Origin of the sequence: Streptomyces sp. AM8-1-1 (genome assembly GCF_032229325.1) — a bacterium.
Lineage (GTDB): Bacteria > Actinomycetota > Actinomycetes > Streptomycetales > Streptomycetaceae > Streptomyces > Streptomyces achmelvichensis.
This window is the reverse complement of sequence record NZ_CP135086.1, coordinates 2588971-2612043: the sequence shown is the minus strand read 5'-3', so window position 1 is coordinate 2612043 and position 23073 is coordinate 2588971. Positions and strand designations below refer to the sequence as shown.

27 protein-coding genes are annotated in these 23073 nt (G+C 70.3%); 18 read left to right on the top strand and 9 right to left on the bottom strand.

Going from position 1 to position 23073, the window contains the following annotated elements; genetic code table 11:
• Window positions 1–5: 5 nt before the first annotated feature.
• Entirely contained in the window at window positions 6–434 is a 429-nt protein-coding gene (gene mce, locus RPQ07_RS11640; RefSeq protein WP_313944040.1) for a methylmalonyl-CoA epimerase, read from the bottom strand.
• 146 nt (window positions 435–580) lie between these two features.
• On the opposite strand from mce, the gene RPQ07_RS11635 reads away from it, so the two are divergent.
• On the top strand, window positions 581–1783 hold the full coding sequence (locus tag RPQ07_RS11635) for an acetyl-CoA C-acetyltransferase (RefSeq protein ID WP_313944039.1): 1203 nt from the start codon (window positions 581–583) through the stop codon (window positions 1781–1783).
• 30 nt (window positions 1784–1813) lie between these two features.
• Entirely contained in the window at window positions 1814–2770 is a 957-nt protein-coding gene (gene meaB, locus RPQ07_RS11630) for a methylmalonyl Co-A mutase-associated GTPase MeaB (RefSeq protein ID WP_313944038.1), read from the top strand.
• A gap of 105 nt (window positions 2771–2875) precedes the next feature.
• On the opposite strand, the gene RPQ07_RS11625 is transcribed toward meaB, so the two are convergent.
• Window positions 2876–3526: a PepSY domain-containing protein gene (locus tag RPQ07_RS11625; RefSeq protein WP_313944037.1), complete on the bottom strand. Its 651-nt coding sequence runs from the start codon at window positions 3524–3526 to the stop codon at window positions 2876–2878.
• 115 nt (window positions 3527–3641) lie between these two features.
• Between RPQ07_RS11625 and RPQ07_RS11620 the strand changes: the two genes are divergently transcribed.
• Both RPQ07_RS11620 and RPQ07_RS11615 read left to right on the top strand, forming a co-directional pair.
• On the top strand, window positions 3642–4307 hold the full coding sequence (locus tag RPQ07_RS11620) for a response regulator transcription factor (RefSeq protein WP_313944036.1): 666 nt from the start codon (window positions 3642–3644) through the stop codon (window positions 4305–4307).
• Window positions 4304–5722: a HAMP domain-containing sensor histidine kinase gene (locus RPQ07_RS11615; protein ID WP_313944035.1), complete on the top strand. Its 1419-nt coding sequence runs from the start codon at window positions 4304–4306 to the stop codon at window positions 5720–5722. The genes RPQ07_RS11620 and RPQ07_RS11615 overlap by 4 nt, the downstream gene beginning before the upstream one ends.
• Before the next feature lie 8 nt (window positions 5723–5730).
• Here RPQ07_RS11615 and RPQ07_RS11610 read toward each other — a convergent pair whose 3' ends face one another.
• The 4 genes from RPQ07_RS11610 to RPQ07_RS11595 form a co-directional block, all read right to left on the bottom strand.
• On the bottom strand, window positions 5731–6207 hold the full coding sequence (locus tag RPQ07_RS11610; protein ID WP_313944034.1) for a MarR family winged helix-turn-helix transcriptional regulator: 477 nt from the start codon (window positions 6205–6207) through the stop codon (window positions 5731–5733).
• 128 nt (window positions 6208–6335) lie between these two features.
• Window positions 6336–7115, bottom strand: coding sequence for an AIM24 family protein (locus tag RPQ07_RS11605; protein WP_313944033.1), 780 nt, complete (start codon window positions 7113–7115; stop codon window positions 6336–6338).
• A complete protein-coding gene (locus RPQ07_RS11600) occupies window positions 7112–7762 on the bottom strand; it encodes an AIM24 family protein (RefSeq protein ID WP_313944032.1) in 651 nt (216 codons plus the stop codon). Before RPQ07_RS11600 ends, RPQ07_RS11605 begins: the two co-directional genes overlap by 4 nt.
• Window positions 7762–8394: an AIM24 family protein gene (locus tag RPQ07_RS11595; protein ID WP_313948864.1), complete on the bottom strand. Its 633-nt coding sequence runs from the start codon at window positions 8392–8394 to the stop codon at window positions 7762–7764. The genes RPQ07_RS11600 and RPQ07_RS11595 overlap by 1 nt, the downstream gene beginning before the upstream one ends.
• Window positions 8395–8569: 175 nt before the next feature.
• Between RPQ07_RS11595 and RPQ07_RS11590 the strand changes: the two genes are divergently transcribed.
• The 5 genes from RPQ07_RS11590 to RPQ07_RS11570 all read left to right on the top strand — a co-directional run bounded on the left by RPQ07_RS11590 (window position 8570) and on the right by RPQ07_RS11570 (window position 11409).
• Entirely contained in the window at window positions 8570–8914 is a 345-nt protein-coding gene (locus tag RPQ07_RS11590; protein WP_313944031.1) for a DUF3817 domain-containing protein, read from the top strand.
• Window positions 8911–9204 (top strand): MTH1187 family thiamine-binding protein, encoded by a 294-nt coding sequence (locus RPQ07_RS11585; protein ID WP_313944030.1) that lies wholly within the window; start codon window positions 8911–8913, stop codon window positions 9202–9204. Before RPQ07_RS11590 ends, RPQ07_RS11585 begins: the two co-directional genes overlap by 4 nt.
• Window positions 9205–9398: 194 nt before the next feature.
• Complete coding sequence (locus tag RPQ07_RS11580) at window positions 9399–10103, top strand: hypothetical protein (protein ID WP_313944029.1); 705 nt, start codon at window positions 9399–9401, stop codon at window positions 10101–10103.
• On the top strand, window positions 10100–10780 hold the full coding sequence (locus RPQ07_RS11575) for a DUF4166 domain-containing protein (RefSeq protein WP_313944028.1): 681 nt from the start codon (window positions 10100–10102) through the stop codon (window positions 10778–10780). Before RPQ07_RS11580 ends, RPQ07_RS11575 begins: the two co-directional genes overlap by 4 nt.
• Window positions 10777–11409: a TetR/AcrR family transcriptional regulator gene (locus tag RPQ07_RS11570; protein ID WP_313944027.1), complete on the top strand. Its 633-nt coding sequence runs from the start codon at window positions 10777–10779 to the stop codon at window positions 11407–11409. Before RPQ07_RS11575 ends, RPQ07_RS11570 begins: the two co-directional genes overlap by 4 nt.
• A 13-nt stretch (window positions 11410–11422) precedes the next feature.
• Here RPQ07_RS11570 and RPQ07_RS11565 read toward each other — a convergent pair whose 3' ends face one another.
• Together RPQ07_RS11565 and RPQ07_RS11560 are read right to left on the bottom strand one after the other, a co-directional pair.
• Window positions 11423–12412 carry an ArsR/SmtB family transcription factor gene (locus tag RPQ07_RS11565; RefSeq protein WP_313944026.1) on the bottom strand — a complete coding sequence of 330 codons (990 nt, stop codon included), beginning with the start codon at window positions 12410–12412 and terminating at the stop codon, window positions 11423–11425.
• 34 nt (window positions 12413–12446) lie between these two features.
• On the bottom strand, window positions 12447–13013 hold the full coding sequence (locus RPQ07_RS11560; RefSeq protein ID WP_313944025.1) for a hypothetical protein: 567 nt from the start codon (window positions 13011–13013) through the stop codon (window positions 12447–12449).
• On the opposite strand from RPQ07_RS11560, the gene RPQ07_RS11555 reads away from it, so the two are divergent.
• The 4 genes from RPQ07_RS11555 to RPQ07_RS11540 all read left to right on the top strand — a co-directional run bounded on the left by RPQ07_RS11555 (window position 12978) and on the right by RPQ07_RS11540 (window position 17041).
• Window positions 12978–14285, top strand: coding sequence for an MFS transporter (locus RPQ07_RS11555; RefSeq protein WP_313944024.1), 1308 nt, complete (start codon window positions 12978–12980; stop codon window positions 14283–14285). The genes RPQ07_RS11560 and RPQ07_RS11555 overlap by 36 nt on opposite strands.
• A gap of 10 nt (window positions 14286–14295) precedes the next feature.
• A complete protein-coding gene (locus RPQ07_RS11550; protein ID WP_313944023.1) occupies window positions 14296–14805 on the top strand; it encodes a MarR family transcriptional regulator in 510 nt (169 codons plus the stop codon).
• A gap of 121 nt (window positions 14806–14926) precedes the next feature.
• The gene (locus RPQ07_RS11545) at window positions 14927–15253 is read left to right on the top strand and encodes a DUF3817 domain-containing protein (protein ID WP_313944022.1); all 327 of its coding nucleotides are present in this window, start codon (window positions 14927–14929) and stop codon (window positions 15251–15253) included.
• 87 nt (window positions 15254–15340) lie between these two features.
• Window positions 15341–17041, top strand: a complete 1701-nt coding sequence (locus RPQ07_RS11540; protein WP_313944021.1) for a methylmalonyl-CoA mutase family protein — start codon at window positions 15341–15343, stop codon at window positions 17039–17041.
• Window positions 17042–17207: 166 nt separating this feature from the next.
• Here RPQ07_RS11540 and RPQ07_RS11535 read toward each other — a convergent pair whose 3' ends face one another.
• Window positions 17208–17843, bottom strand: coding sequence for a TetR/AcrR family transcriptional regulator (locus tag RPQ07_RS11535; RefSeq protein WP_313944020.1), 636 nt, complete (start codon window positions 17841–17843; stop codon window positions 17208–17210).
• 238 nt (window positions 17844–18081) lie between these two features.
• Here RPQ07_RS11535 and RPQ07_RS11530 point away from each other — a divergent pair, with 238 nt between their 5' ends.
• From RPQ07_RS11530 to RPQ07_RS11510, 5 genes are all read left to right on the top strand, one after another.
• Window positions 18082–19053: a tetratricopeptide repeat protein gene (locus RPQ07_RS11530; protein ID WP_313944019.1), complete on the top strand. Its 972-nt coding sequence runs from the start codon at window positions 18082–18084 to the stop codon at window positions 19051–19053.
• Between the two features lie 654 nt (window positions 19054–19707).
• Entirely contained in the window at window positions 19708–20364 is a 657-nt protein-coding gene (locus tag RPQ07_RS11525) for a DUF6230 family protein (protein ID WP_313944018.1), read from the top strand.
• Window positions 20365–20461: 97 nt separating this feature from the next.
• Complete coding sequence (locus RPQ07_RS11520; RefSeq protein ID WP_313944017.1) at window positions 20462–21016, top strand: DUF6114 domain-containing protein; 555 nt, start codon at window positions 20462–20464, stop codon at window positions 21014–21016.
• Window positions 21006–22343 carry a hypothetical protein gene (locus tag RPQ07_RS11515; protein WP_313944016.1) on the top strand — a complete coding sequence of 446 codons (1338 nt, stop codon included), beginning with the start codon at window positions 21006–21008 and terminating at the stop codon, window positions 22341–22343. The genes RPQ07_RS11520 and RPQ07_RS11515 overlap by 11 nt, the downstream gene beginning before the upstream one ends.
• Before the next feature lie 111 nt (window positions 22344–22454).
• Window positions 22455–22988, top strand: coding sequence for a hypothetical protein (locus RPQ07_RS11510; protein ID WP_313944015.1), 534 nt, complete (start codon window positions 22455–22457; stop codon window positions 22986–22988).
• Window positions 22989–23073: the final 85 nt, after the last annotated feature.

Here is a 23073-nt window from a genome sequence, read left to right as displayed (position 1 = left end):
AGCGGTCAGTGCTCCGTTGCAGAGGTGACGAGTTCGGTCAGCACGCCGTGGCAGTCCTTGGGGTGGAGAAAAGTGATACGGGAGCCCATGGAGCCGATACGCGGCTCGTCGTAGAGAACACGCACACCCTTGTCGCGGACGGCCTGGGCGTCCCCGTCGACGTCGGCGGTGCCGAAGGCGATGTGGTGCACCCCCTCACCGTTCTTGGCCAGCCACTTTCCCACCGCGGAGTCCTCCCGGGTGGGCTCCAGGAGCTGGAGGTAGGAGGCGCCGCCGTCGGACGTCTCGTTGATCTTGAGCATGGCTTCCCGTACGCCCTGCTCCTCGTTGACCTCCGTGTGGAAGACCTCGAAGCCGTAGGTGGCCCGGTAGAACTCGACGGTCTTGTCGAGGTCGAAGCAGGCAATCCCGATGTGGTCGATTCGCGTCAGCATTCCCCCAGTGCAGCGTCAGGTGCGGTGGTTACGCAACGTGCGCGCGATCACACCGGTCGGCCGATGACCCGGAGCAGTACCGCTCAGTACATTGAGGTAAACCCTCGTTCACTCCTCAGCCCCGTGCTGAAAGGGGATCCTGTCTCATGTCTGGAACGACCGGTACCACCTCGGTGATCGTCGCGGGCGCCCGTACGCCCATGGGGCGTCTGCTCGGCTCACTCAAGTCCTTCTCCGGTGCCGACCTCGGCGGCTTCGCCATCAAGGCGGCGCTGGACCGCGCGGGCATCGGCGGTGACCAGGTGCAGTACGTGATCATGGGCCAGGTGCTGCAGGCCGGCGCGGGGCAGATCCCGGCACGCCAGGCCGCGGTCAAGGCCGGCATCCCGATGAGCGTTCCCGCGCTCACCATCAACAAGGTCTGTCTCTCCGGCCTCGACGCCATCGCGCTGGCGGACCAGCTGATCCGCGCCGGCGAGTTCGACGTCGTCGTCGCCGGCGGCCAGGAGTCCATGACCAACGCGCCGCATCTGCTGCCGAAGTCCCGCGAGGGCTACAAGTACGGCGCCGTCGAGATGCTCGACGCCATGGCGTACGACGGGCTGACCGACTCCTTCGAGAACGTCGCCATGGGTGAGTCGACCGAGAAGCACAACACCCGCCTCGGTATCGAGCGCCCGGCGCAGGACGAGATCGCGGCGCTGTCCCACCAGCGTGCCGCCGCCGCGCAGAAGAACGGCATTTTCGAGGCGGAGATCACGCCCGTCGAGATCCCGCAGCGCAAGGGCGAGCCGGTCGTCTTCGCCAAGGACGAGGGCATCCGCGGCGAGACGACGGTGGAGTCGCTGAGCAAGCTGCGCCCCGCCTTCGCCAAGGACGGCACGATCACGGCCGGCACCTCCTCGCAGATCTCCGACGGTGCGGCGGCGGTCGTCGTGATGAGCAAGGCCAAGGCCGAGGAGCTCGGCCTGGAGTGGATCGCGGAGATCGGCGCCCACGGCAACGTGGCCGGGCCGGACAACTCCCTCCAGTCGCAGCCCGCCAACGCGATCGCGCACGCCCTGAAGAAGGACGGTCTCGAGGTCTCCGACCTGGACCTCATCGAGATCAACGAGGCGTTCGCCGCGGTCGCCGTGCAGTCAATGAAGGATCTTGGGGTATCCCCGGAAAAGGTGAACGTCAACGGCGGTGCGATCGCCCTCGGCCACCCCATCGGCATGTCCGGCGCGCGCGTGGTGCTCCACCTGGCGCTGGAGCTGCGGCGGCGGGGCGGCGGCGTGGGTGCGGCCGCGCTGTGCGGCGGCGGCGGACAGGGTGACGCGCTGATCGTCCGCGTGCCGTCGAAGTAGGCCGGGCAAGTCGAGAGAAGGAGCACGGCAATGGTGGACGTCCCCCAGCTCGTCGCCCAGGCGAGGGAGGGCCGGCCGAGGGCGGTGGCCCGGCTGATCTCGCTGGTGGAGGGGGCGTCCCCGCAGTTGCGCGAGGTGATGGCGGCGCTGGCACCGCTGGCCGGCGGTGCGTATGTCGTCGGCCTGACGGGCTCGCCCGGCGTCGGCAAGTCCACCTCCACCTCCGCGCTGGTGACCGCCTACCGGCGGGCGGGGAAGCGGGTCGGCGTGCTGGCGGTCGACCCCTCCTCGCCCTTCTCCGGCGGTGCGCTGCTCGGTGACCGGGTCCGGATGTCGGACCACGCCTCCGACCCCGGTGTCTACATCCGTTCGATGGCCACCCGCGGCCACCTCGGCGGGCTGGCCTGGGCGGCGCCGCAGGCGATCCGGGTGCTGGACGCCGCCGGCTGCGACGTGATCCTGGTGGAGACCGTCGGTGTGGGCCAGTCCGAGGTCGAGATCGCCTCGCAGGCCGACACCTCGGTGGTGCTGCTCGCGCCCGGGATGGGCGACGGCATCCAGGCGGCGAAGGCGGGCATCCTGGAGATCGGCGACGTCTACGTCGTCAACAAGGCGGACCGGGACGGCGCGGACGCGACGGCCCGCGAGCTCAACCACATGCTGGGACTCGGTGAGGCCCGGGGGCCGGGCGACTGGCGCCCGCCGATCGTGAAGACGGTCGCGGCCCGGGGCGAAGGCATGGACGAGGTCGTCGAGGCGCTGGAGAAGCACCGCGCCTGGATGGAGGAGCACGGGGTCCTGACCGAGCGCAGGGCCCGCCGTGCGGCGGGCGAGGTCGAGACGATCGCGGTCACCCGCCTGCGCGAGCGGATCGGTGATCTGCACGGTGACCGCCGGCTGGGGGCGCTGGCGGAGCGGATCGTGGCGGGTGAACTGGACCCGTACACGGCGGCGGACGAACTGGTCGCGGGTCTCACGGAGTCCTGACGGGTCGATGTGCGGGGCCGTGGGACGACGTGCCTCGGCCGCCGGCGGGGCCCCCGCGCTCAAGCCCCGCCGGCGACCGAGGAAACGACCGGAGGCCGTACCGGGTCAGTCGTCCGAGCCGTCGTCGGCCTTGTCCTTCGAACTGCCGTCGTACGACGCGCTGTTGGCCTTGTCGTCCTTGTCGTCCTTGTCGTTCTTGGAGTCGGCGTCGTCGGTGTCCTTGGCGTCGTCGCCCTGCGAAGCGGACGCCTTGCCCGTCGTCGCGTCCACCGTCACGTCCTGCGACGCCCCGTCCTTGCCGCGGACGTCGACCTCCCAGTGACCGTCGTCGAACTCGACCTCCGTGACCGTGCCCGGGCGGAACTCCAGCGCCGCCGTGCTCGCCTGCTCGGCATCGACCTTCGCGGCACTCAGGGCCTTGCGCTCGGCCGCGTCGTCGGACCCGCTGTCGTCGGACCGGTCGTCGTCGTCCTTGTCGTCCTGGGCCGCGGACGCCTTGCCCGACGCGTCCACCGTCACCTCGCGGTCGTCGCCGTTCTTGCCCTGCACGTCGACCTCCCAGACGCCCGCGTCGTCGTCCGTGCCGGCCGACTCCACCGTGCCCGGGGCCTTCTGCAGCGCCGCGTCCACCGCTTCGGAGACGGTGACCTTCGACGTGGGCGCGGCGTCGTCGGCCGACGCGGCGACCGCGGTGTAGGTGCCGCCGCCGACCAGGGCGGCCACGGCCACTGCGGAAATCAGGATCTTGCGCTTCATGGGGTGTCCTCAGGGATCGGTTGGTTGCGACGGGGACCAATCTCCTCGGGTGATGCTGAACCCGAGCTGAAGCCACCTGAAGGGTTCTTCAGCTTCGGTGCGCGACCCTGGGGACATGCGTTTGCTGATCGTGGAGGACGAGAAGCGGCTCGCTCTGTCCCTGGCCAGGGGACTGACGGCCGAGGGCTATGCCGTGGACGTGGTCCACGACGGTCTGGAGGGGCTCCACCGGGCCTCGGAGGGCGACTACGACCTCGTCGTCCTCGACATCATGCTGCCCGGCATGAACGGCTACCGCGTCTGCGGGGCGCTGCGCGCCGCGGGCCACGACGTCCCGATCCTGATGCTCACGGCCAAGGACGGTGAGTACGACGAGGCCGAGGGACTCGACACCGGTGCCGACGACTACCTGACCAAGCCCTTCTCGTACGTGGTCCTCGTCGCGAGGATCAAGGCCCTGCTCCGCCGCCGCGGTCCGGCCGCCGGTTCGCCCGTCCTGAGCGTCGGCGATCTGCGGGTGGAGACAGCGGCCCGCCGGGTCTTCCGCGGTACGGAGGAAGCCTCGCTCACCGCCAAGGAGTTCGCCGTTCTGGAGCAGCTCGCCGTGCGCGCGGGGGATGTGGTGAGCAAGGCGCAGATCCTGGAGCACGTCTGGGACTTCGCCTACGAGGGCGATCCCAACATCATCGAGGTCTACATCAGTTCGCTGCGCCGCAAGCTCGGTGCCGAGCGCATCCAGACCGTGCGCGGCGCGGGCTACCGTCTGGTGGCCACGACATGAGGTCGGTGCGGGCGCGGGCCGCTCTGGGCGCCACGCTGGTCGTCGCGGTCGCCCTGATCGCCGCCGGAGTCTCCGTCCTCCTCGTGCTGCGGACCAACCTCATCGACCAGACGGATCTCCAGGCCGAGGTCGCGGCCCGCGAGACGGCGTCCCAGGTCGCGCTCGGAACGGCGCTCGACCGGCTCGACCTGCCCGACGGTGACGAGCGGCCGGTGCAGATCGTCGACGAGAAGGGCCGGGTACGGGCGGTGAGCGAAGGGCTGGAGAGCATCTCCGGCACCGCGACCGGCCAGGTGAAGCCCCAGGGTGCCGTCCAGCCGCCCCCCGGCGAGGACGATGACGACGGGCAGGAGCAGGACGACGATCCGCGCCCGGGAGAGGTGTCGAGCGCCGAGCCGCGGTTCAGCACGGGCAGCGCCACGGTGGACGGCGAGAGCGCCGAGTACCGGTTCGCCGCCGTCGAGGCGGCGAACGGCGACGGTCTCACGCTCACCGTCTACGCGGGCGCACCGCTGGCTCCCGAGCAGGACGCCGTGAACACCGTGCGCGAAGCCATGCTGGTCGGGCTGCCGTTGCTGCTGGTCGTCGTCGGCGGGGTGACCTGGCTGGTGACCCGTCGCGCCCTTCAGCCGGTCGAGGGCATCCGGAGCGAGATGGCGGCCATCACGGCGTCCGAGGATCTCTCCCGGCGCGTGCCGGAGCCCGGCTCGCGGGACGAGGTCGCCCGGCTGGCCCGGACGACCAACGAGACGCTGGCCGCGCTGGAAGCCTCCGTCCGGCGGCAGCGGGCTTTCGTCGCGGACGCCTCGCACGAGCTGCGCAGCCCCATCGCCTCGCTGCGCACGCAGCTCGAAGTGGGCGTGGCGCACCCGGAGTTGCTGGATGTGCCGGGCGCGGTGGAGGACACCGTACGGCTTCAGCAGCTCGCCGCCGATCTGCTGCTGCTGGCCCGGCTGGACGCGGGGGAGCGGCCCGGGAACACCCGGCTGGACCTGGCCGCGCTGGTGCGCGAGGAGACGTCACAGCGGACGGGTGACCGGGTCGCGGTGGTGGTGGAGGCCGGCGAGGGGCTCGAAGTGACCGGATCGCGCGGCCAGTTGGCGCGGGTGCTGGGCAATCTTCTGGACAACGCCCAGCGGCACGCGCGTACTTCGGTCAGCGCCTCGGTGACCCGGCAGGGGCGTCAGGTGGTGCTCAGTGTCGCGGACGACGGTGACGGGGTCCCCGACAGCGAACGGGAGCGGATCTTCGAGCGGTTCGTGCGCCTCGACGACGCCCGCAGCAGGGACGAGGGCGGCGCGGGCCTCGGGCTCGCCATCGCGCGCGATGTGGCGGTGCGCCACGGCGGAACGCTGGAGCTGGGCCGGGCCGCGGCGGGCGGCGCGCTCTTCGAGCTCCGCCTGCCCGCCGCGTAGTACCCCGCTTACGCCTTGCCGCGCCGGCCGCGCAGGTGGTCGGCCACCGGCGAGAGGGACGCCCGCAGCTCCGCGAGCGCCTCCGGTGTCAGCAGATCGATGAAGTGCTTGCGTACGGACGCGACATGGTGCGGCGCGACCTTCTGCATGGTCTCGGTGCCCTGGTCGGTGAGCACCGCGTACAGCCCGCGGCGGTCGGACTCGCAGTTCTCCCGGCGGACCAGGCCCGCGCTCTCCATACGCGTGATCTGGTGGGAGAGGCGGCTCTTGGACTGGAGCGTGGCAGCCGCCAGATCGCTCATCCGCATACGCCTGTCCGGTGACTCGGAGAGGTTGACCAGGATCTCGTAGTCGTTGTTGGTCAGGCCGAACGGCTGGAGGTCCTTCTCGAGCTGGTGCATCAGCAGTCGGCTGACGTCCAGGTGCGTGCGCCAGGCGCACTGCTCGTCATCGGTCAGCCAGCGGGTGGCCGTCTCGGTCTCCATATATGGATTCTACCTAAGAAGTTGAAAGACGGACGAATTGTGGAGCTGTGACGCCGGGCACCCGGTACACGAAAGGCGCAGCGCACGGTGGGTGCAGACGTTCGACGTCACACTCCGCAGACTACCGCTCACAGGCCGAAGCGACGCTGGAGATCCCCCAGCTGACCGGGGAGACGGGGGGTGGCCCCCGGTTGACCTGGGGTCCCTCCGCCGTGGCCGCCCGGCACCCCCGCCTGGTGCGGCACGGCACCGGTCGCCGTCTCCGCCATCAGCATCTCGGTCGACTGGAGCAGTACCGTGCCCGCCCCGATGAACTCGAACTGGTGCTCCTCACCGGAGGCGCCGCCGATCCCGGTCATCGCGCGCAGGCCTCCCATCACGCCGGTCATATAGCCGTGGTCGTAGTGGTGGCAGGGGGAGGGGCAGTCGGCCCAGCCCACCAGCGCCTGCGGGTCCACCCGGAGCGGAGGCTCCATGAAGACCACGGGCCCGTTGGATGCGGCGACGAACTTCCCGGTTCCGATCAGCGTCAGGAAGCCCGGCACGATCGACTGCTTCAGTGCCAGCGTCGGCTCGTAGGCGAGCAGATTGCCGGACCGGATCGTCAGATTGCCGTTGTCCAGGTCGAAGGAGTTCACGTCGAAGGCGCGGTCGGCGAGCAGCATCTTTCCGCTGCCCTCGGCCACCACCCAGTCGCTCGCGTGCAGCGGCGAGTGGAACGAGGTCCGCATCAGCCGGTCGAGCCGGCCGTGACCGATGCCGTTGAAGTCGATGCGCCCGTAGTAGGCGATCATCTTCCCCTTCTGCAGGAACCACTGGCTGCCCTTGAGCTCCACGCAGAACGTGTACGCGTTGACGTTGTCGTCGCTCGGCAGCGTCATCGGGTCGAAAACCACCGGGGTGCTCACAGCTTCTCCTCCGACGCCTGGACGTACACCGCGCCACTGCCGCTCAGTTCCAGCTGGAACGCCTCGCCCGAGCCGCGCCCCACCATGTCGCGCCAGCCCAGCGCGGTGGAGAGTTTGTTGCGTACGTCGCCGTGGTGAGCCACGTACGCCTGCGGGTCCACATGGACCGCCCGCCCGGGGATGATCGGCAGCTCGATCACGCCGCCGTGCGCCATCACCGCGACGGCGCCGTGGCCCTTGAGTGTCGTGGTGAACAGACCCTGACCGCTCACCTGGCCGCGGACCATGCCCATGACCCCGCCCTGTGAGCCCATGAACATCGTGCCCTGCTGGAGGGTGCCGTCGAACGCGAGCAGCCGGTCGGCCTCGACGTAGAGAGTGTCGCCGGTGAGCTGGATGACCTGGATGTGATGGCCGCCGTGGCCGAACATCACGGTGCCGTTGCCCTCGACCGTCATCAGCGGCGTCGCCTCGTTGGCCACGCGCCGGCCGATCATCGACATCAGGCCGCCCTGGCCGCCCTGCATGTTCGGCGTGAAGCTGACCTCGCCGCGGTACGCGAGCATCGCGCCGCGCTGGCTGAACATCTTCTGGCCCGGGGCGAGAGTCGCCTCGACCATCTTGGAGTTGATCTCACGGAACGGCATCAGACGTCGCCCCCGATGGTGTTCCGCTCGCTGGGCTGGACGTAGACGAGTCCGTCGCCCTCGAAGCGGATCTGGAAGGCCTCGCCGCCGCCCTCGCCGAGAAAGGTGCGGAAGGTCACACCCGACTGGAAGTTCTGCTGGAGGTTGCCCTGGTGGGCGATGTACGCGCCGGGGTCGACCGCGAGCGGGTACTGCGGTGTCACCCGCAGGACCACCGCCGGGCCGTCCGACATGATCGCGGCCTGGCCGGTGCCCTCGACGGTGGTGGTGAACAGGCCGTTGCCCGTCGCCCCGCCGCGCAGACCGGTGAAGCTGGTCCCGGTGCGCAGGCCCCCGTCCGTGCAGAGCAGATTGCTCGACTCGACGAAGAGCTTGTCGCCGTGCAGGTTCACGAGGTTGATCTCGGACGCGCGGTCGGCGAAGTAGCAGGTGCCCTGGCCCCTCACCTCCATCACGACCATCTGTTCGCCGGTGAGGCGGCGGGTGACCATCCCGCGTATGCCCTCACCGCCGCCGGACATCTTCTTGAACGCCATCTGGCCGTCGTAGGCGACCATCGAGCCGTTCTTCGCTTTGACGGCGTCGCCGGTCATGTCGACCGCGAGCACTTTGCTCCCTTGGAGCCGGAACATTGCCACGGAGCGACGTTAACCGGACGTGGGCTGGACGAACAGGGCCCGAGGGAAGATCCCGGACTCCTGGACGGACCCCCGGACAAAGCCTTGGCAAAGTGAGCTGCCACAATGGTGCAGCGCTTGTGAGCGCGTTCACAAGATCACTGCCGCCCCTCCCATCGAAGGTGCCCCCGTGGACATCAAGACCGCCTCGTCACTCCACCGTCTCCGCCTGGTCTCCGCGCCGGAGGCCGTCTCCTTCCTCCTGCTGCTCGTCTGCTCTGTTCTCAAGCGCACGACGGAGTTCAACGCGGTCCCGGTCATGGGCGCGATCCACGGTGTGCTCTTCATCCTCTACGTGCTCTTCTGGCTGGACGCCTGGAACCGCACCAAGTGGGACCTGAAGACGGCGGCCCTCTACTTCGTCCTCTCCGTATTGCCCTTCGGCGGCTTCTACGCCGAGCGCAAGCTGCGGCGCGCGGCCGACGACGCCGTCATCGCCTCCCGCGCCCGCCGCGAGGACGGGGTCAGCGCATGATCGTCGCGTTCTCCGTCACGCCGCTGGGCGTGGGTGAGGACGTCGGGGAGTACGTCGCCGACGCCGTGCGGGTGGTCCGCGCATCGGGCCTGCCCCACCGCACGGACGCCATGTTCACCTCGGTGGAAGGTGAGTGGGACGAGGTGATGGACGTGGTCAAGCGCGCCGTCGCCGCCGTCGAGGCCCGTGCGCCGCGCGTCTCCCTGGTCCTCAAGGCCGACATCCGGCCCGGCGTCGAGGACGGTCTCACCTCCAAGGTCGCGACGGTGGAACGGCATCTGTCCGCCTGATCCCCGCCCTCCCTCTCTCTTTGCGTCATCTCTTCTTCGCGTCAGCCCCCGGCTCCTAGCCGGGGGCTTTCTCGTGCCCGGGGCGGGTTCCCGTGCGGGTCTCGTGACCGAGGGAGGGTTGAGCGACTGCTCAAATCCTTGCTACCTTCCTTTTGAGCGATCGCTCAAAAGGGTCGGCGGTGCGGGGGTTCGGCATGAGGCTGTACATCGAGACGTGCATACGCGTGGAGCTGGAGACGCTCTGGGAGCGCACCCAGGAGCCCGCGCAACACCAGCGGTGGGACCTGCGCTTCACCGAGATCGACCATCTGCCGCGCCGTCCGGGAGAGCCGCAGCGCTTCCGGTACGCGACCCGCGTCCTGCCCTGGCTGACCGTCGCCGGCACCGGTGTCTCCGCGGGGGAGCGCCACCGGGCCGGCGACCGCGTCTCCGCACTCCGGTTCGCCTCGCCGCACCCCCTCTCGCTGCTGAAGGAGGGGAGCGGCTACTGGCGTTACGTCCCGACGGCCGACGGCGTGCGCTTCCTCACCGGCTACGACTACCGCCCGCGCTGGGGCCGGTTGGGCCGCGTCGCGGACCGCCTCGTCTTCCGTCCGCTCATGGGATGGGCGACCGCCTGGTCCTTCGACCGGCTGCGGCTGTGGTGCGAGCGGGGCATCACCCCCGAACGCGCACTGGTACACGCACTCGCCGAACTCGGCGTCCGGGGGCTCGCCGCCGGGATAGCCCTGTCGCTGGACCCCCTCGCGGGAATCGCGGCCGCCGTCACGGCAGTCGTCCTGCCGCCCTCGCCCAGCACTCCGGCAGCCCGCCGCTGTCTGCGCACCCCGCCGGTACCGGCGGCCGTGCCCGCCCTCCTCGGCTCCCTGGAGCGGACGAACACCCTGGAGCACGCATGAGCTCGATCTTCCGCACCGTCATGGGCGACGACTTCGGCCGGCTCCACCCGCAGCTCCAGCGCCGCTTCTCCGTCGGACTCGCGTCCGGTGAAGCGTGCGTCGGACGGGGGGTGATGGACCGTATCTGGCACGGCCGCGGCTTCGTCAAACCGTTCCTGTCCCTGGGCGGCAGCCGCAACATCCTGGTGCCGCGCACGGGTCGCGGCGTCCCCTTCACCATCGAGAACTTCCCGTACGCCGACAGCTACGGCCGGGAGACCGTCACCTTCGTCCGGACCTTCGCCCTGCCCGGCGGACCGCGCCGCTTCGACGCGACGATGATCGCCGCCCCGTCGGGCGACCGCATCGTCGACTATCTCGGCACGCACCAGCATCTCGCCAGCGATCTGCGCCTCTTCGCCGAGCCCGACGGCTCACTGCTCATCCGCTCCGGCGAACACCGCTTCCGCGAGGGGCCGGTGGACCTGCGGGTTCCCGAACTGATCGGCGGCGACGCGGAAGTGCGCGAGTCCTACGACGACGCCACCGGCCGCTTCCGTATCCGGGTGCGGGTGACCAACCGCCGCTTCGGGCCGCTCTTCGGCTACGAGGGCTCGTTCACGGCCGAGTACGTCGACGTACGCTCGCACGGGGTGCGCGCCGGGCTGCGCCCGGTACGCGAGGAGATACGGGCGTGAGCCAGGAGACCAAGGAGAAGCTGCTGGAGGGCGCGCTGCGCACGCTCACCGAGCAGGGCATCGCCAAGACCTCCGCCCGCTCCATCGCCGCCGCCGCCGGAGTCAACCAGGCGCTCGTCTTCTACCACTTCGGCTCTGTCGACGACCTGCTTGCCGCGGCCTGCCGTCACGGCGCGGAGCAGCGGGTGTCCCGCTACCGCGAACGGCTCGGTGAGATCGGCACGCTGACCGAACTCCTCGTGTTCGGGCGCGAGATGCACGCCGAGGAACGGTCCGGAGGCCATGTCGCGGTCCTCGGCCAGCTGCTCGCCGGCGCACAGACCCAGCCGCGCCTCGCGCCCGCCACCGCCGCGGGCCTGGAGCTGTGGATCGCCGAGATCGAGCAGGTACTGGTCAGGGTCCTCGCGGCATCTCCGCTCGGGGAGTTCGCCGACCCGGTGGGCCTCGCGCGCGCGGTCGCCGCGTCGTTCGTGGGTCTCGAACTGTACGAGGGCGTCGACCCGGGCGGCGCGGAGCGCGCGCTGGCCGCCCTGGAGCAGCTCACGGTCCTGGCGGCCGCCCTCGACGAGCTCGGTCCGGTGGCCCAGCGCGCCGTCCGGCACAAGCTGCGGCGCTCCACCCGCCGTTGAGCACGGCCCGGGTTCAGGCGCCGGGCTGCGTGGCCGTCAGGGCGATGCCGAGCGGGGTCCGCTCGTAGAGGACCTGGTGGCCGTAGCGGCGTGAGGTCAGCAGGCCCGCGTCCCGCAGCACCGACAGATGCGCGGACACGGACGAGGGCGCGAGACCCAGCCGGTGCGCGAGTGCACTCGTCCCGGCGGGCTCGTCCAGGGCCACGAGCACGGACGCCCGCTTGGGGCCGAGCAGCCGGGCCAGCGCGTCCGGTGTGCTCGCCGCGGGCTCCGTCCACAGGGCGCCGATCCCGCGTGCCGGGTAGGCGACGGTCGGCTGCCAGGGCGGTTCGAAGCCGGTCACGACGTCCGGCCAGCAGAAGACGCTGGGCAGCAGCATCAGTCCCTGGCCGTCGAGATGGCGCACATGGTCCGAGCTCTTCTCCAGCGTCAGCGTGCCGTCCGCCCACCGCAGCCGGGGGTGCAGATCGGCGAACAGGCCCTCGATGCCGGTGTCGGCGAGCCGGCGCGAGTGGAAGGCCACATCGGCCTCCAGCAGCGTGCGCAGCCGGGGCCACTCGGGCTCGACCAGGACGTGCCACGCCTCCTCCAGGCGGTCGGCGAGCTCGTGGACCGCTCGGGCGGGATCGGCGAGCAGCGCCCGGCCCGCGGGCGACTCGGCTGCGCCGGGGGTGCAGGCCAGCGACCACGCCATGTCCTGGCGGGCGGACTCGGGATCCGCGGCCCGTACGGCGGCGATCTCCTCGCCGAAGGACGCGGCGGAGCCGATGGGCGGCGGCCCGAGGAAGTCGGGGGCGTGTCCGCGACGGGGCATCAGCAGCCACAGGGCGGAGAGATCGAGCCGTGCGGCGTCCCGCCGGATCCTGGCGAGCCAGGGCAGGTGGTAGCCGTGCCGGTCGGGGCGCTTGAGGGTGCGTACGGCCTCGTGCGTCTCCCAGAGCGGTGACACGGCGAACCGGATACGCAGGAGGTCCGCCTCCCGGAAGTGCATGGCGGACGGCATGACGGCTCCTGAAGATTCGGCTGATGCCGAAAGTCTAGGGCCGGGCGCAGAGGGTCGGCAGGCTGCGCCCATGACTCGTCCCTCTCTCCCGCCGCCCTCCGCACCCGGCGGCGCGAACGTGCCCGCGGACACGCGGTCCGGCGGTCCCGCGGGTGCCGAAGCCGTCGGCGCGCGCCCTGCGGGTGCGGCAGCCGGCGGTGCGCACGACGTCGATACAGGTCCGGCGACGGTGGAGGCCGGCGGTGCGCGGTCCGTCGGAACGAGCCGCGCGGCCGAGGCGGCGGTCGAGGCGCACCTCGCGACCGCCGCAGCTGTCGGTGCGGACCCCGGCCTCGCCGACGATGCCGGTGCGGACCCCGGCCTCGCGGAGACAGCAGGTGCGCCCCCTGGCCTCGCGGACGATGCGGGTGCGGACCCTGGCCTCGCGGCCGATGCGGCGGTCGAGGCGCACCTCGCGACCGCCGCAGCTGTCGGTGCGGACCCTGGCCTCGCGGCCGAGGCGGGTGCGGATCCCGGCCTTGCGGACGATGCGGGTGCGGATCTCGGCCTTGCGGACGATGCCGGTGTGGACCCTGGCCTCGCGGAGACAGCAGGTGCGCACCCCGCCGGTGGTGCCCCGCCATCCGTACCCGCGCCGCCGGCCACCGGAGCCCCGCACGGCTACGGCGCCGTCTTCCGTGTCCGCGAGTTCCGCGCCGTGTTCGTCGCCCACCTCATGTCCCTGCTCGGCGTCGTCGTCTGCGAGATCTCCCTCACCGTCCTGATCTACCGGCTCACGGGCTCGCCCCTGCTGAGCGCCCTCACCTTCGCGCTCGGCTTCCTGCCGTACCTCGTCGGCGGGACGCTGCTCGCCGGCGTCGCCGACAAGTACCCCGCGCGACGGGTGCTCGTGCTGTGCGATCTCGTGTGCGCCGGATGCGCCGCGGCGATGGTGCTGCCCGTCACCCCCGTCGCCGTCCTGCTCGCCCTCCGCTGCGCCATCGCCGCCGTCTCACCGGTGTTCAACGGGACGCGGACCGCCACCCTCGCCGACATCCTGGGCGACGGCGACCTCTTCGTCCTCGGCCGGTCGCTGCTGCGGATCGTGTCCCAGAGCGCCGTGCTGACCGGCTTCGGGCTCGGCGGTCTGCTGCTCGCCGTGGTGCCGCCGCGCGGCGCCCTCGCCGTCACCTGCTGCACCTTTCTCGGTTCCGCGCTCCTGCTCCGGTTCGGTACGAAGCGCCGCCCCGCCCGGGACGGCGACAGCGGCGCCCTGCTGCGCTCGTCGCTCACCGGAGCACGCCAGGTCTTCGCCGACCGCAGGCTGCGGGTGCTGATGCTGCTGTTCTGGGTGCCGCCCATGTTCAGCGTCGCGCCGGAGGTCCTCGCCACCCCCTACGCCGACGCCACCGGCATCGGGTCGGCCGGTCTCGGGCTGCTGATGTGCGCCCTTCCCGCGGGCACGATCGCGGGGGAGCTGTACGCCGGTTCCGCGCTGGGCCCGGGCACCCGCGCCCGTATCGCCCTCCCGCTCGCCGCCGTCTCCCTGCTGCCGCTCGTCGCGTTCGCGCTGACCCCCGGCCTCGCTCTCGCCCTGCTCGTCCTCGTCGTCGCCGGCGCCACGAACGCGTACACCCTCGGCGTGGACCGGTGGTTCATCGAGGCGGTGCCCGACGAGCTGCGCGGCCGGGCCATGACCCTGATGACGGCCGGGCTGATGACGATCCAGGGTGTGGGCATGGCTCTCGCGGGTCTCGCGGCGGAGTTCTACGCGGTCAGCACGGTCGTGACGGGCGCCGGAGTCATCGGCACCGTCTGCTGTCTGCTGCTGGTCGCCGAAGCCCGGCGGACCGAAGGGCGAGACGGGGCTGACCGCCATATGACCTGTCGGTAGGGTCGGTGCCGTGCCGAAGCCCCTCAGCCTCCCCTTCGACCCCATCGCGCGCGCCGACGAGCTGTGGCAGCAGCGCTGGGGTCCCGTCCCCTCGATGGCGGCCATCACCTCGATCATGCGCGCGCAGCAGATCCTGCTCGCCGAGGTCGACTCCGTCGTCAAGCCGTACGGGCTGACCTTCGCGCGGTACGAGGCGCTGGTGCTGCTGACCTTCTCCAAGGCCGGCGAGCTGCCCATGTCCAAGATCGGCGAGCGTCTGATGGTCCACCCCACCTCGGTGACCAACACCGTCGACCGCCTGGTCAGGTCTGGTCTGGTCGACAAGCGCCCCAACCCCAACGACGGCCGCGGCACCCTCGCCTCCATCACGGAGAAGGGGCGCGAGGTCGTGGAAGCGGCCACGCGCGATCTGATGGAGATGGACTTCGGGCTCGGGGCGTACGACTCCGAGGAGTGCGGGGAGATCTTCGCGATGCTGCGTCCTCTGCGGCTGTCGGCGCACGACTTCGACGACGCGTAGCCCGGCGTCCTCGGCGGGACGCGGCCGGTCGTCCCGAGTGCGCCGGCCGGCGCCGGGGCCTGGCCCTCTGCCGCCCCACCCGCCCGAAGATCGCCCCTTGCGCCCGGTTACGCTCGGTGCCATGAAAGCGAATGTGCTGACCCGCTACCGGGTGATGGCCTACATCACCGCCGTGTGGCTCCTCGTGTTCACCGGCGCGATCATCCTGAAGTACGGGTTCGACACCGGCGACACCATGCTGATCTCCCAGATCCACGGTGTGCTGTTCATCATCTACGTGATTTTCGCGTTCGATCTCGGCTCCAAGGCGAAGTGGCCGTTCGGCAAGCTGCTGTGGGTGCTGGCCGCCGGCTGCATCCCTGTGGCCAGCTTCTTCGTGGAACCGAAGATCACCCGCGAGGTCCGTCCGCTGATCACGGACGGCTCCACCGCGGCAGTCAAGGCCTAGCTCTCACCCCGGCCTCACCCCCGTGCGCGCAGGCTCGCGGGGGCTTCCCATCGACATTTACTAGGACGTCCTAGTAAATTCGAGGGTATGGACGCTGACGCCATCGAGGAAGGCCGCCGACGCTGGCAGGCCCGTTACGACAAGGCCCGCAAGCGGGACGCGGACTTCACCACGCTCTCCGGGGATCCGGTGGAGCCCGTCTACGGGCCCCGGCCCGGAGACAACTACGACGGCTTCGAGCGCATCGGCTGGCCGGGGGAGTACCCCTTCACCCGAGGGCTCTACCCGACCGGCTACCGCGGCCGGACCTGGACCATCCGCCAGTTCGCGGGCTTCGGCAACGCCGAGCAGACGAACGAGCGCTACAAGATGATCCTCGCCAACGGCGGCGGCGGACTCTCCGTGGCCTTCGACATGCCCACCCTGATGGGCCGCGACTCCGACGACCCCCGCTCACTCGGTGAGGTCGGCCACTGCGGTGTCGCCATCGACTCCGCCGCCGACATGGAGGTCCTGTTCAAGGACATCCCGCTCGGCGACGTCACCACCTCCATGACGATCAGCGGGCCCGCCGTGCCCGCCTTCTGCATGTACCTCGTCGCCGCCGAGCGCCAGGGCATCGACCCGGCCGTGCTCAACGGCACGCTCCAGACGGACATCTTCAAGGAGTACATCGCCCAGAAGGAGTGGCTCTTCCAGCCCGAGCCCCATCTGCGGCTGATCGGCGACCTGATGGAGCACTGCGCGCAGGGCATCCCCGCGTACAAGCCGCTCTCCGTCTCCGGCTACCACATCCGCGAGGCGGGTGCGACCGCCGCGCAGGAGCTCGCGTACACCCTTGCCGACGGCTTCGGCTACGTCGAACTCGGGCTCAGCCGGGGCCTCGACGTCGACACCTTCGCGCCCGGTCTCTCCTTCTTCTTCGACGCGCACCTCGACTTCTTCGAGGAGATCGCCAAGTTCCGCGCGGCGCGCAGGATCTGGGCGCGCTGGATGAAGGAGGAGTACGGGGCGAAGACCGACAAGGCGCAGTGGCTGCGGTTCCACACCCAGACCGCCGGCGTCTCGCTCACCGCCCAGCAGCCCTACAACAACGTCGTACGCACCGCGGTCGAGGCGCTCTCCGCCGTCCTCGGCGGCACCAACTCCCTGCACACCAACGCCCTGGACGAGACCCTCGCGCTCCCCAGCGAGCAGGCGGCCGAGATCGCGCTGCGCACCCAGCAGGTGCTGATGGAGGAGACCGGCGTCGCCAACGTCGCCGACCCGCTGGGCGGTTCGTGGTACGTCGAGCAGCTCACCGACCGCATCGAGGCGGACGCCGAGAAGATCTTCGACCAGATCAAGGAGCGCGGCCGCCGGGCACACCCCGACGGGCAGCACCCCATCGGTCCCATCACCTCCGGCATCCTGCGCGGTATCGAGGACGGCTGGTTCACCGGCGAGATCGCCGAGTCGGCCTTCCAGTACCAGCAGTCGCTGGAGAAGGGCGACAAGAGGGTCGTCGGCGTCAACGTCCACCACGGCTCGGTCACCGGCGACCTGGAGATCCTGCGGGTCAGCCACGAGGTCGAGCGTGAGCAGGTGCGCATCCTGGCGGACCGCAAGGCGCACCGCGACGACGCCCTCGTCCGGTCCTCGCTGGAGAAGATGCTGGCCGCGGCCAGGGACGGCTCCAACATGATCGGACCGATGCTCGACGCGGTCCGCGCGGAGGCGACGCTGGGCGAGATCTGCGACGCGCTGCGGGACGAGTGGGGCACGTACACCGAACCGCCGGGCTTCTGAACACCACGGTTTCGGCCGGTTGCTGACACGGGCACGGGCGGCGGGATTCTTCCCGCCGCCCGTGCCCGTGTGCTCTGTGCCCGTGTGCTCTGTGCCCGTGTGCTCTGTGCCCGCGTGCTCTGTACCTGCCGTGCTCTGTGCCCCCGTGCTCCGTGGCTGCCCGGTGTCAGTTCTGCAGGGAGGCCAGGCCCGACAACAGCAGGCGGGTGAAGCCGGCCGCCCAGGTCTCGTCCACCGGCTCCGCGCTGACCAGCAGCCGGTGGACCACCGCGCCCGCAATCACATCGAAGATCAGGTCCGCGTTGCGCGCCGCCGTCTCCTCGTCCGCTTCGTACGGCAGCTCCCCGCGCGCCTGTGCCCGCGCCCGCCCCTCCAGGACCAACAGCTTCTGGCGCTCGACGATCGCCGTACGGATACGGCCCCGCAGCGCCTCGTCCCGGGTGGACTCCGCGACCACGGCCATCAGCGCGGTCCGCGCCTCCGGCCGCTCCAGCAGCGCCGCGAACTGGAGCACCACGCCCCGTACATCGGCCTCCAGGCTGCCGAGGTCGGGAAGTTCGAGTTCGTCGAAGAGCACGGCGACGGCATCGACCACGAGCTCGCTCTTGTTCGTCCAGCGGCGGTAGAGAGTCGTCTTGGCGACCCCCGCGCGGGTGGCCACATCGCCCATCGTCAGCTTCGACCAGCCCAGTTCGACGAGCGCGGCCCGGGTCGCGTCCAGGATCGCGGAGTCGGCCTCGGCGCTGCGGGGGCGGCCCGTACGCCCGGTACGTACGGGTTTGGGGGAAGTGTGGCGGCACATGTCGGCGACCATACCGGCCGGTAGGCGTTTCGTTGTGAGGCAGTTCACCGGAAAAATCTCACACGCGGCCGGGCTGGTGCAGTTACGCTACGACCCGTAGCGAAAGCTGTGACCGGCTCCGCGACAACCACACTGGCGCACGGGTGGGGACCCCGCGCCGCGTTCTTCGAGCAGTACCCGTACGACGGTCCTGTGACCGTGTTTTCCCATGCGTGCGCGGAGGGGGGAGGATGTACTCATGCAGCCTAGGAACATGTCCATGAGCGGCGTCGTCGACCTCGCCGCGGTGAAGGCGGCCGGAGAGGCCAAGGCCAAGGCGGAGCAGGCCCGTGCCGAGTCCGCCCGCACCGGCGGCGGCGGTGCCGTAGCCCCCTCCAGCCTGGTGATCGACGTCGACGAGGCGGGCTTCGAGCGCGACGTCCTCCAGCGTTCCGCCGAGGTCCCGGTCGTCATCGACTTCTGGGCCGAGTGGTGCGAGCCCTGCAAGCAGCTGAGCCCGCTGCTGGAGCGGCTGACGCAGGAGTACAACGGCCGTTTCCTCCTCGCCAAGATCGACGTCGACGCCAACCAGATGCTGATGCAGCAGTTCGGGATCCAGGGCATCCCGGCCGTGTTCGCCGTCGTCGCCGGGCAGGCGCTCCCCCTCTTCCAGGGAGCGGCCCCCGAGGCGCAGATCCGTCAGACGCTGGACCAGCTGGTGCAGGTCGCCGAGGAGCGCTTCGGCCTCACCGGTATCGCGGTCGACGCGGCGGCACAGGGCGAGGAGACGGCCCCGGCGCCCGTGCCCGCCGGCCCCTACGACGCTCTGCTGGAAGCGGCCGTACAGGCTCTTGACGCGGGCGACTTCGGCGGTGCCGTCCAGGCGTACAAGAACGTGCTGTCCGACGACCCGGGCAACACGGAGGCGAAGCTCGGCCTCGCCCAGGCCGAACTGCTGGGCCGTGTCCAGGACATGGATCCGCAGCAGGTGCGCCAGGAGGCCGCCGAGAAGCCGGCCGACGTGAATGCGCAGATCGCCGCGGCCGACCTGGACCTGGTGGGCGGCCATGTGGAGGACGCCTTCGGCCGGCTCGTCGAGGCCGTGCGCCGTACGACCGCCGAGGACCGCGACGCGGCCCGGCTGCGTCTTCTCGAACTCTTCGAGGTCGTCGGCCCCGACGACCCCCGCGTGACGGCGGCGCGTTCCGCGCTCGCCCGGGTGCTGTTCTGAGCCATGTTTGAAGCTGCCTGAGCCGAACGTTCCGTTCCGCCAGGTCTATGGGGTTTGCGGCGGTGGCGCTGGTGAGGCGCCACCGCCGTTTTGGCGACAAGGTGACAGAACGCGGCCGCTCTTTACCAAAACTTGGTAATTCAGCGAGCTGTTACTCGTAGTAAATCAACCGGCTTGTTCTGTCCGCTTATTGGCGGCAATCCACCTTTCTGGCCGGACGGCCTCCTGCACCCTGCGTGGCCGGTCGGCATCAGCCCGTCGTGGCGTGGTTATCAGGCCGTTACTAGCGAGTAACGAACCCCCTTGTGTCGCGGCCGGTAATGGACCACGATCGGCGACGCTCGGTCCAATACCGCACCAGCCCGGCCCCCAGCCGTGCTGTGGTCGTTGGGTCCCCACCGGGTGGACCGGCGGCAGTGGCGCCGGTCGCGGACAGGGGGGTTCCTGCCGAACGGCGGGGCCTGTCCGACAGGTTGTGCGTGATGCGTGTCAGGCGCGACCAGTGGTTGTCGCTCGGGGGTGATCGCCGGTGTTTCGGACGCGGATGCGCCTGAAAGTACGGGCGCTCTCCTTCCCGAGGACGTAGCACTTCTCCCATCCCAGGACGGACCCACGGTCCGGACCGGAGATGTACGTCCGAGAAGGAGGAAAGTCATGGAGTCAGTGACTCGGGGTGGAACCAGATGGAAGCGGTTCGCCCTTGTCATGGTGCCCAGCGTGGCCGCAACGGCTGCGATAGGCGTCGGTCTGGCACAGGGCGCGCTCGCCGCGTCGTTCGCTGTGTCCGGCCAGGAGTTCAAGGTCACCGCCGGCTATCTTGACGGCACTGGGTTCGCCCAGTACGGCGGCGTCGACATGGGGTACAAGGACCTCAAGGGCGACGAGAAGACGGCCCACCCGGTCGCCATCTCGACCTTCAAGAACGCGTCGATCACCAAGATGTGTCAGTCGGTCGTCACCGACGTGCCCTTCGTGGGCAAGATCACGCTGAAGCTGAAGGCGGGCGACAAGGGCACCCCGGTCCAGGCGAAGAACCTGTACCTGGACGTGTCGTCGCTGGACGCGAACGCCAAGTTCACGAACATCGACATCGGCGTCGCGGCCAAGGACACGGACAACCCCGGGACCGGCAAGGGCCCCGCGGTCAAGGACGAGTCGATCCTGCCCAACGGGTTCGCCCAGCAGGCGGAGCGTGCCGAGCTCACCAACGTCGAGCAGAAGGCCTGGGCGACCACCGCCGGCACCTTCGAGCTCAGCGGCCTGAGCATGCGTCTGCTCAAGGGCTCCGGCGACGGGGTCGAGTGCTACTGACGGTCATCCCGTCCGGGCGGGCGGGTAGAGCTCTCACGGCTGCGCCCGCCCGCCCAACTCTTCACACAGCAATGCCAGTTCCAGGGAGCTGTTTTCCATGAGCGCCGAGTCTGCAGTGTCACCGGGACGGGACGAGCACTTCCTCCGCGTCCTTCGGCGAAACTTCCGCACGTGGCGGGGCCAGCGGCCTTTCTGGGCCGGACTGTTCACCCTGCTCGGCGGCATCCCCATCGCCTATTTCCCGTACGCGACGTTCAAGCTCGGGCACATGACGCTCTCCATGGCGACGACCGCGGGGGCGGGCTCGCTGATCATCGGCGTCCTGCTGGTCACGCTGGGCCTGACGATGTGGTTCCACAGCATCGTCCGTGTCTTCGCGGGAATCGCCTCGATCCTGCTCGCGTTGATCTCGATCCCGATCGCCAATCTGGGCGGCTTCATCATCGGGTTCCTGCTGTCGATGCTGGGCGGCGCGCTGGCGATCGCCTGGGCACCGGCGAAGTCCGAGCCCGAGCCGGCCGAGGACAAGACCGCCGCATCCGCACCGGCCGAGCCGGCGGGTGGCGCCGATCCGGAGCCCTGGGGCCCCTACGGCGCGAACACGCACGACACCACCATCGAAGCCAACGGCGGGAGGAACAGTGCAGGGTGATGTCACACCGCTGACCACGGCTGGGGGCGATGGAGCACAGGTCAGAAAGGGTCCGCGGCACGCGGCCCCGAGGAAGTCGCTGCTGACCAAGCTCCAGAGGCCTGCGGGCAAGGCGATGGCCCTGGCCGCGATGCCCACCGCCGTCTTCGTCGGCATGGGCCTCACCCCCAAGCTGGCGCTCGCCGATGACAAGGACATTCCCTTCGCTCCCGGTCCGTGTGTGACACGTTCGGACGAGCCGGCGGAGTCCGAGTCGCCCAAGCCCTCCGAGTCGGCCAAGCCGTCCGACGAGGCGTCCGAGACGCCCGACCCGTCCTCGACGGCCCCGGCCGACGAGAACGACGGCAAGGACGACAACGCCGAGCCCAAGCCGGACACCACGCCGTCCGCCTCCGACCCGGGGCGCGCCGACGAGGAGAAGCCGGACGAGGCGAAGCCGACGCCCACCCCGACGCCCACCGAGTCGGAGACCAGGAACCCGCTGGATCCGCTGGGTGTGGGTGACGCGCTGAAGGACCTGTTCGACGGCCCCGACAAGCCGACGGCCACGCCGGCGCCGACTCCCAGCGAGACGGCGAAGCCGAGCGAGAAGCCGGCCGACGAGCCGAGCGAGAAGCCGACGGCGAAGCCCGCGGAGCCGCAGGACGAGAAGCCGTCGTCCAAGCCCGCCGACAAGGCCGATGAGGCGGACGACAAGACCGACAAGGTCAAGGACGCCATCAAGGACGCGGCGGACAAGGCCGGGGCGACGACCGAGGAGCTCGAAGCCGCGGTCAAGAGCCTCGACCCCAAGAGCGACACGGACATCCCCGAGGGCGCCAAGCCGCGCTTCCCATGCCCCGAGGCCGACCCCAAGGCGCTGGCCGCGGCCGACCTGGAGCCGGGCATCCCGCTGCTCCCGGACGAGCCCTGGGTGCTGGAGAGTTCGCTGCTCACCCTGACGGGCCTGGACTACAAGGGCATCGTCGAGGTCAAGACCGGCAGCGGCAAGATCAAGAAGGTGCTGAAGTTCACGGCCTCGGGCGTGGACATCAAGGACCTGCACCAGCTGGTGGACGGCCCGAACGGGTCGACCGCGCATGTCGAGGCGGACAAGGGCTCCACCTCGACCATCCGCAGCGGCACGGTGACGATGTACACGGAAGAGCTGAAGGGCAACCTCTTCGGCCTCATCCCGATCACCTTCAGCCCGACGAGCCCGCCGCCGCTGAACGTGCCGTTCGCATTCTTCACCAACGCCAAGGTGAAGCAGGCTGGCCAGTTCGGCGGGACGCTGACGGTGCCGGGTCTGAACAACTACTTCACCGGTGGGAACACCGGGAACTGAGTCCTCCGGGAGCCGCGAGAAGACTGTGGGCCGTACCCCTTCAAGGGGTACGGCCCACAGTCGTCCCTCGTGCTGATCCGACGGTGACCGGCCTTTGAGATCATCACCGGTATGAACATCATGGATGTGCTGACGGACATGGCGCTGACGGGCGGGCTGGGTGCCCTGAAGCCCGGAGCGTCACTGGACGAGGTGTCCGGCGTCCTCGGGGCTCCGGCCGTGGCGGACCACGTGCCGGGCGCTGCACCGTCCTGGCCGCGGACGTTCGCGTACGGGGACGTACGCCTGGAGGTCTGCCGCTGCGGCCTGATCCACCGGGTCGCCCTCAGCACCTGGACGGATTCCGTCGACATCCCCGCCGCGTGCACCGGCACCCGCACCGACACGGGCACGAAGACGGGCGCGGGCACGGTCAGTATGTCGCCGACCGTCACGTTCGCGCAGCTGCGTGCCGCGCTCGATCTCGCCCGTGTGGCCTGGGAGTCGGACCTGGAGCTCGCGAGCCAGTTCTCCGTCGTCGTGGACCGTGAGCCGGTCCTGGTTCGCTTCACCTTCGCCACCGAGGCGGGGGCAGGCGCGGCCGGCAGGAGCGACGCAACGCTGCACAGCGCCATCGCCCGGGACACCGAGCACATGTGCCCCTGAGGCGACCGGGAGCCTCGCGTACGGGAACAGTCCGACGCCGAACGGGCTGCCGAACGGGAACGGGCCGGACCGCTGTTGCGGTCCG

Bases quoted from the DNA above. Each gene is read 5' to 3' on its own strand.
- mce (WP_313944040.1), bottom strand. From the start codon at position 434: ATGCTGACGCGAATCGACCACATCGGGATTGCCTGCTTCGACCTCGAC.
- RPQ07_RS11635 (WP_313944039.1), top strand. From the start codon at position 581: ATGTCTGGAACGACCGGTACCACCTCGGTGATCGTCGCGGGCGCCCGT.
- meaB (WP_313944038.1), top strand. From the start codon at position 1,814: ATGGTGGACGTCCCCCAGCTCGTCGCCCAGGCGAGGGAGGGCCGGCCG.
- RPQ07_RS11625 (WP_313944037.1), bottom strand. From the start codon at position 3,526: ATGAAGCGCAAGATCCTGATTTCCGCAGTGGCCGTGGCCGCCCTGGTC.
- RPQ07_RS11620 (WP_313944036.1), top strand. From the start codon at position 3,642: ATGCGTTTGCTGATCGTGGAGGACGAGAAGCGGCTCGCTCTGTCCCTG.
- RPQ07_RS11615 (WP_313944035.1), top strand. From the start codon at position 4,304: ATGAGGTCGGTGCGGGCGCGGGCCGCTCTGGGCGCCACGCTGGTCGTC.
- RPQ07_RS11610 (WP_313944034.1), bottom strand. From the start codon at position 6,207: ATGGAGACCGAGACGGCCACCCGCTGGCTGACCGATGACGAGCAGTGC.
- RPQ07_RS11600 (WP_313944032.1), bottom strand. From the start codon at position 7,762: ATGCCGTTCCGTGAGATCAACTCCAAGATGGTCGAGGCGACTCTCGCC.
- RPQ07_RS11595 (WP_313948864.1), bottom strand. From the start codon at position 8,394: ATGTTCCGGCTCCAAGGGAGCAAAGTGCTCGCGGTCGACATGACCGGC.
- RPQ07_RS11585 (WP_313944030.1), top strand. From the start codon at position 8,911: ATGATCGTCGCGTTCTCCGTCACGCCGCTGGGCGTGGGTGAGGACGTC.
- RPQ07_RS11580 (WP_313944029.1), top strand. From the start codon at position 9,399: ATGAGGCTGTACATCGAGACGTGCATACGCGTGGAGCTGGAGACGCTC.
- RPQ07_RS11575 (WP_313944028.1), top strand. From the start codon at position 10,100: ATGAGCTCGATCTTCCGCACCGTCATGGGCGACGACTTCGGCCGGCTC.
- RPQ07_RS11565 (WP_313944026.1), bottom strand. From the start codon at position 12,412: ATGCCGTCCGCCATGCACTTCCGGGAGGCGGACCTCCTGCGTATCCGG.
- RPQ07_RS11545 (WP_313944022.1), top strand. From the start codon at position 14,927: ATGAAAGCGAATGTGCTGACCCGCTACCGGGTGATGGCCTACATCACC.
- RPQ07_RS11540 (WP_313944021.1), top strand. From the start codon at position 15,341: ATGGACGCTGACGCCATCGAGGAAGGCCGCCGACGCTGGCAGGCCCGT.
- RPQ07_RS11535 (WP_313944020.1), bottom strand. From the start codon at position 17,843: ATGTGCCGCCACACTTCCCCCAAACCCGTACGTACCGGGCGTACGGGC.
- RPQ07_RS11530 (WP_313944019.1), top strand. From the start codon at position 18,082: ATGCAGCCTAGGAACATGTCCATGAGCGGCGTCGTCGACCTCGCCGCG.
- RPQ07_RS11525 (WP_313944018.1), top strand. From the start codon at position 19,708: ATGGAGTCAGTGACTCGGGGTGGAACCAGATGGAAGCGGTTCGCCCTT.
- RPQ07_RS11520 (WP_313944017.1), top strand. From the start codon at position 20,462: ATGAGCGCCGAGTCTGCAGTGTCACCGGGACGGGACGAGCACTTCCTC.
- RPQ07_RS11510 (WP_313944015.1), top strand. From the start codon at position 22,455: ATGAACATCATGGATGTGCTGACGGACATGGCGCTGACGGGCGGGCTG.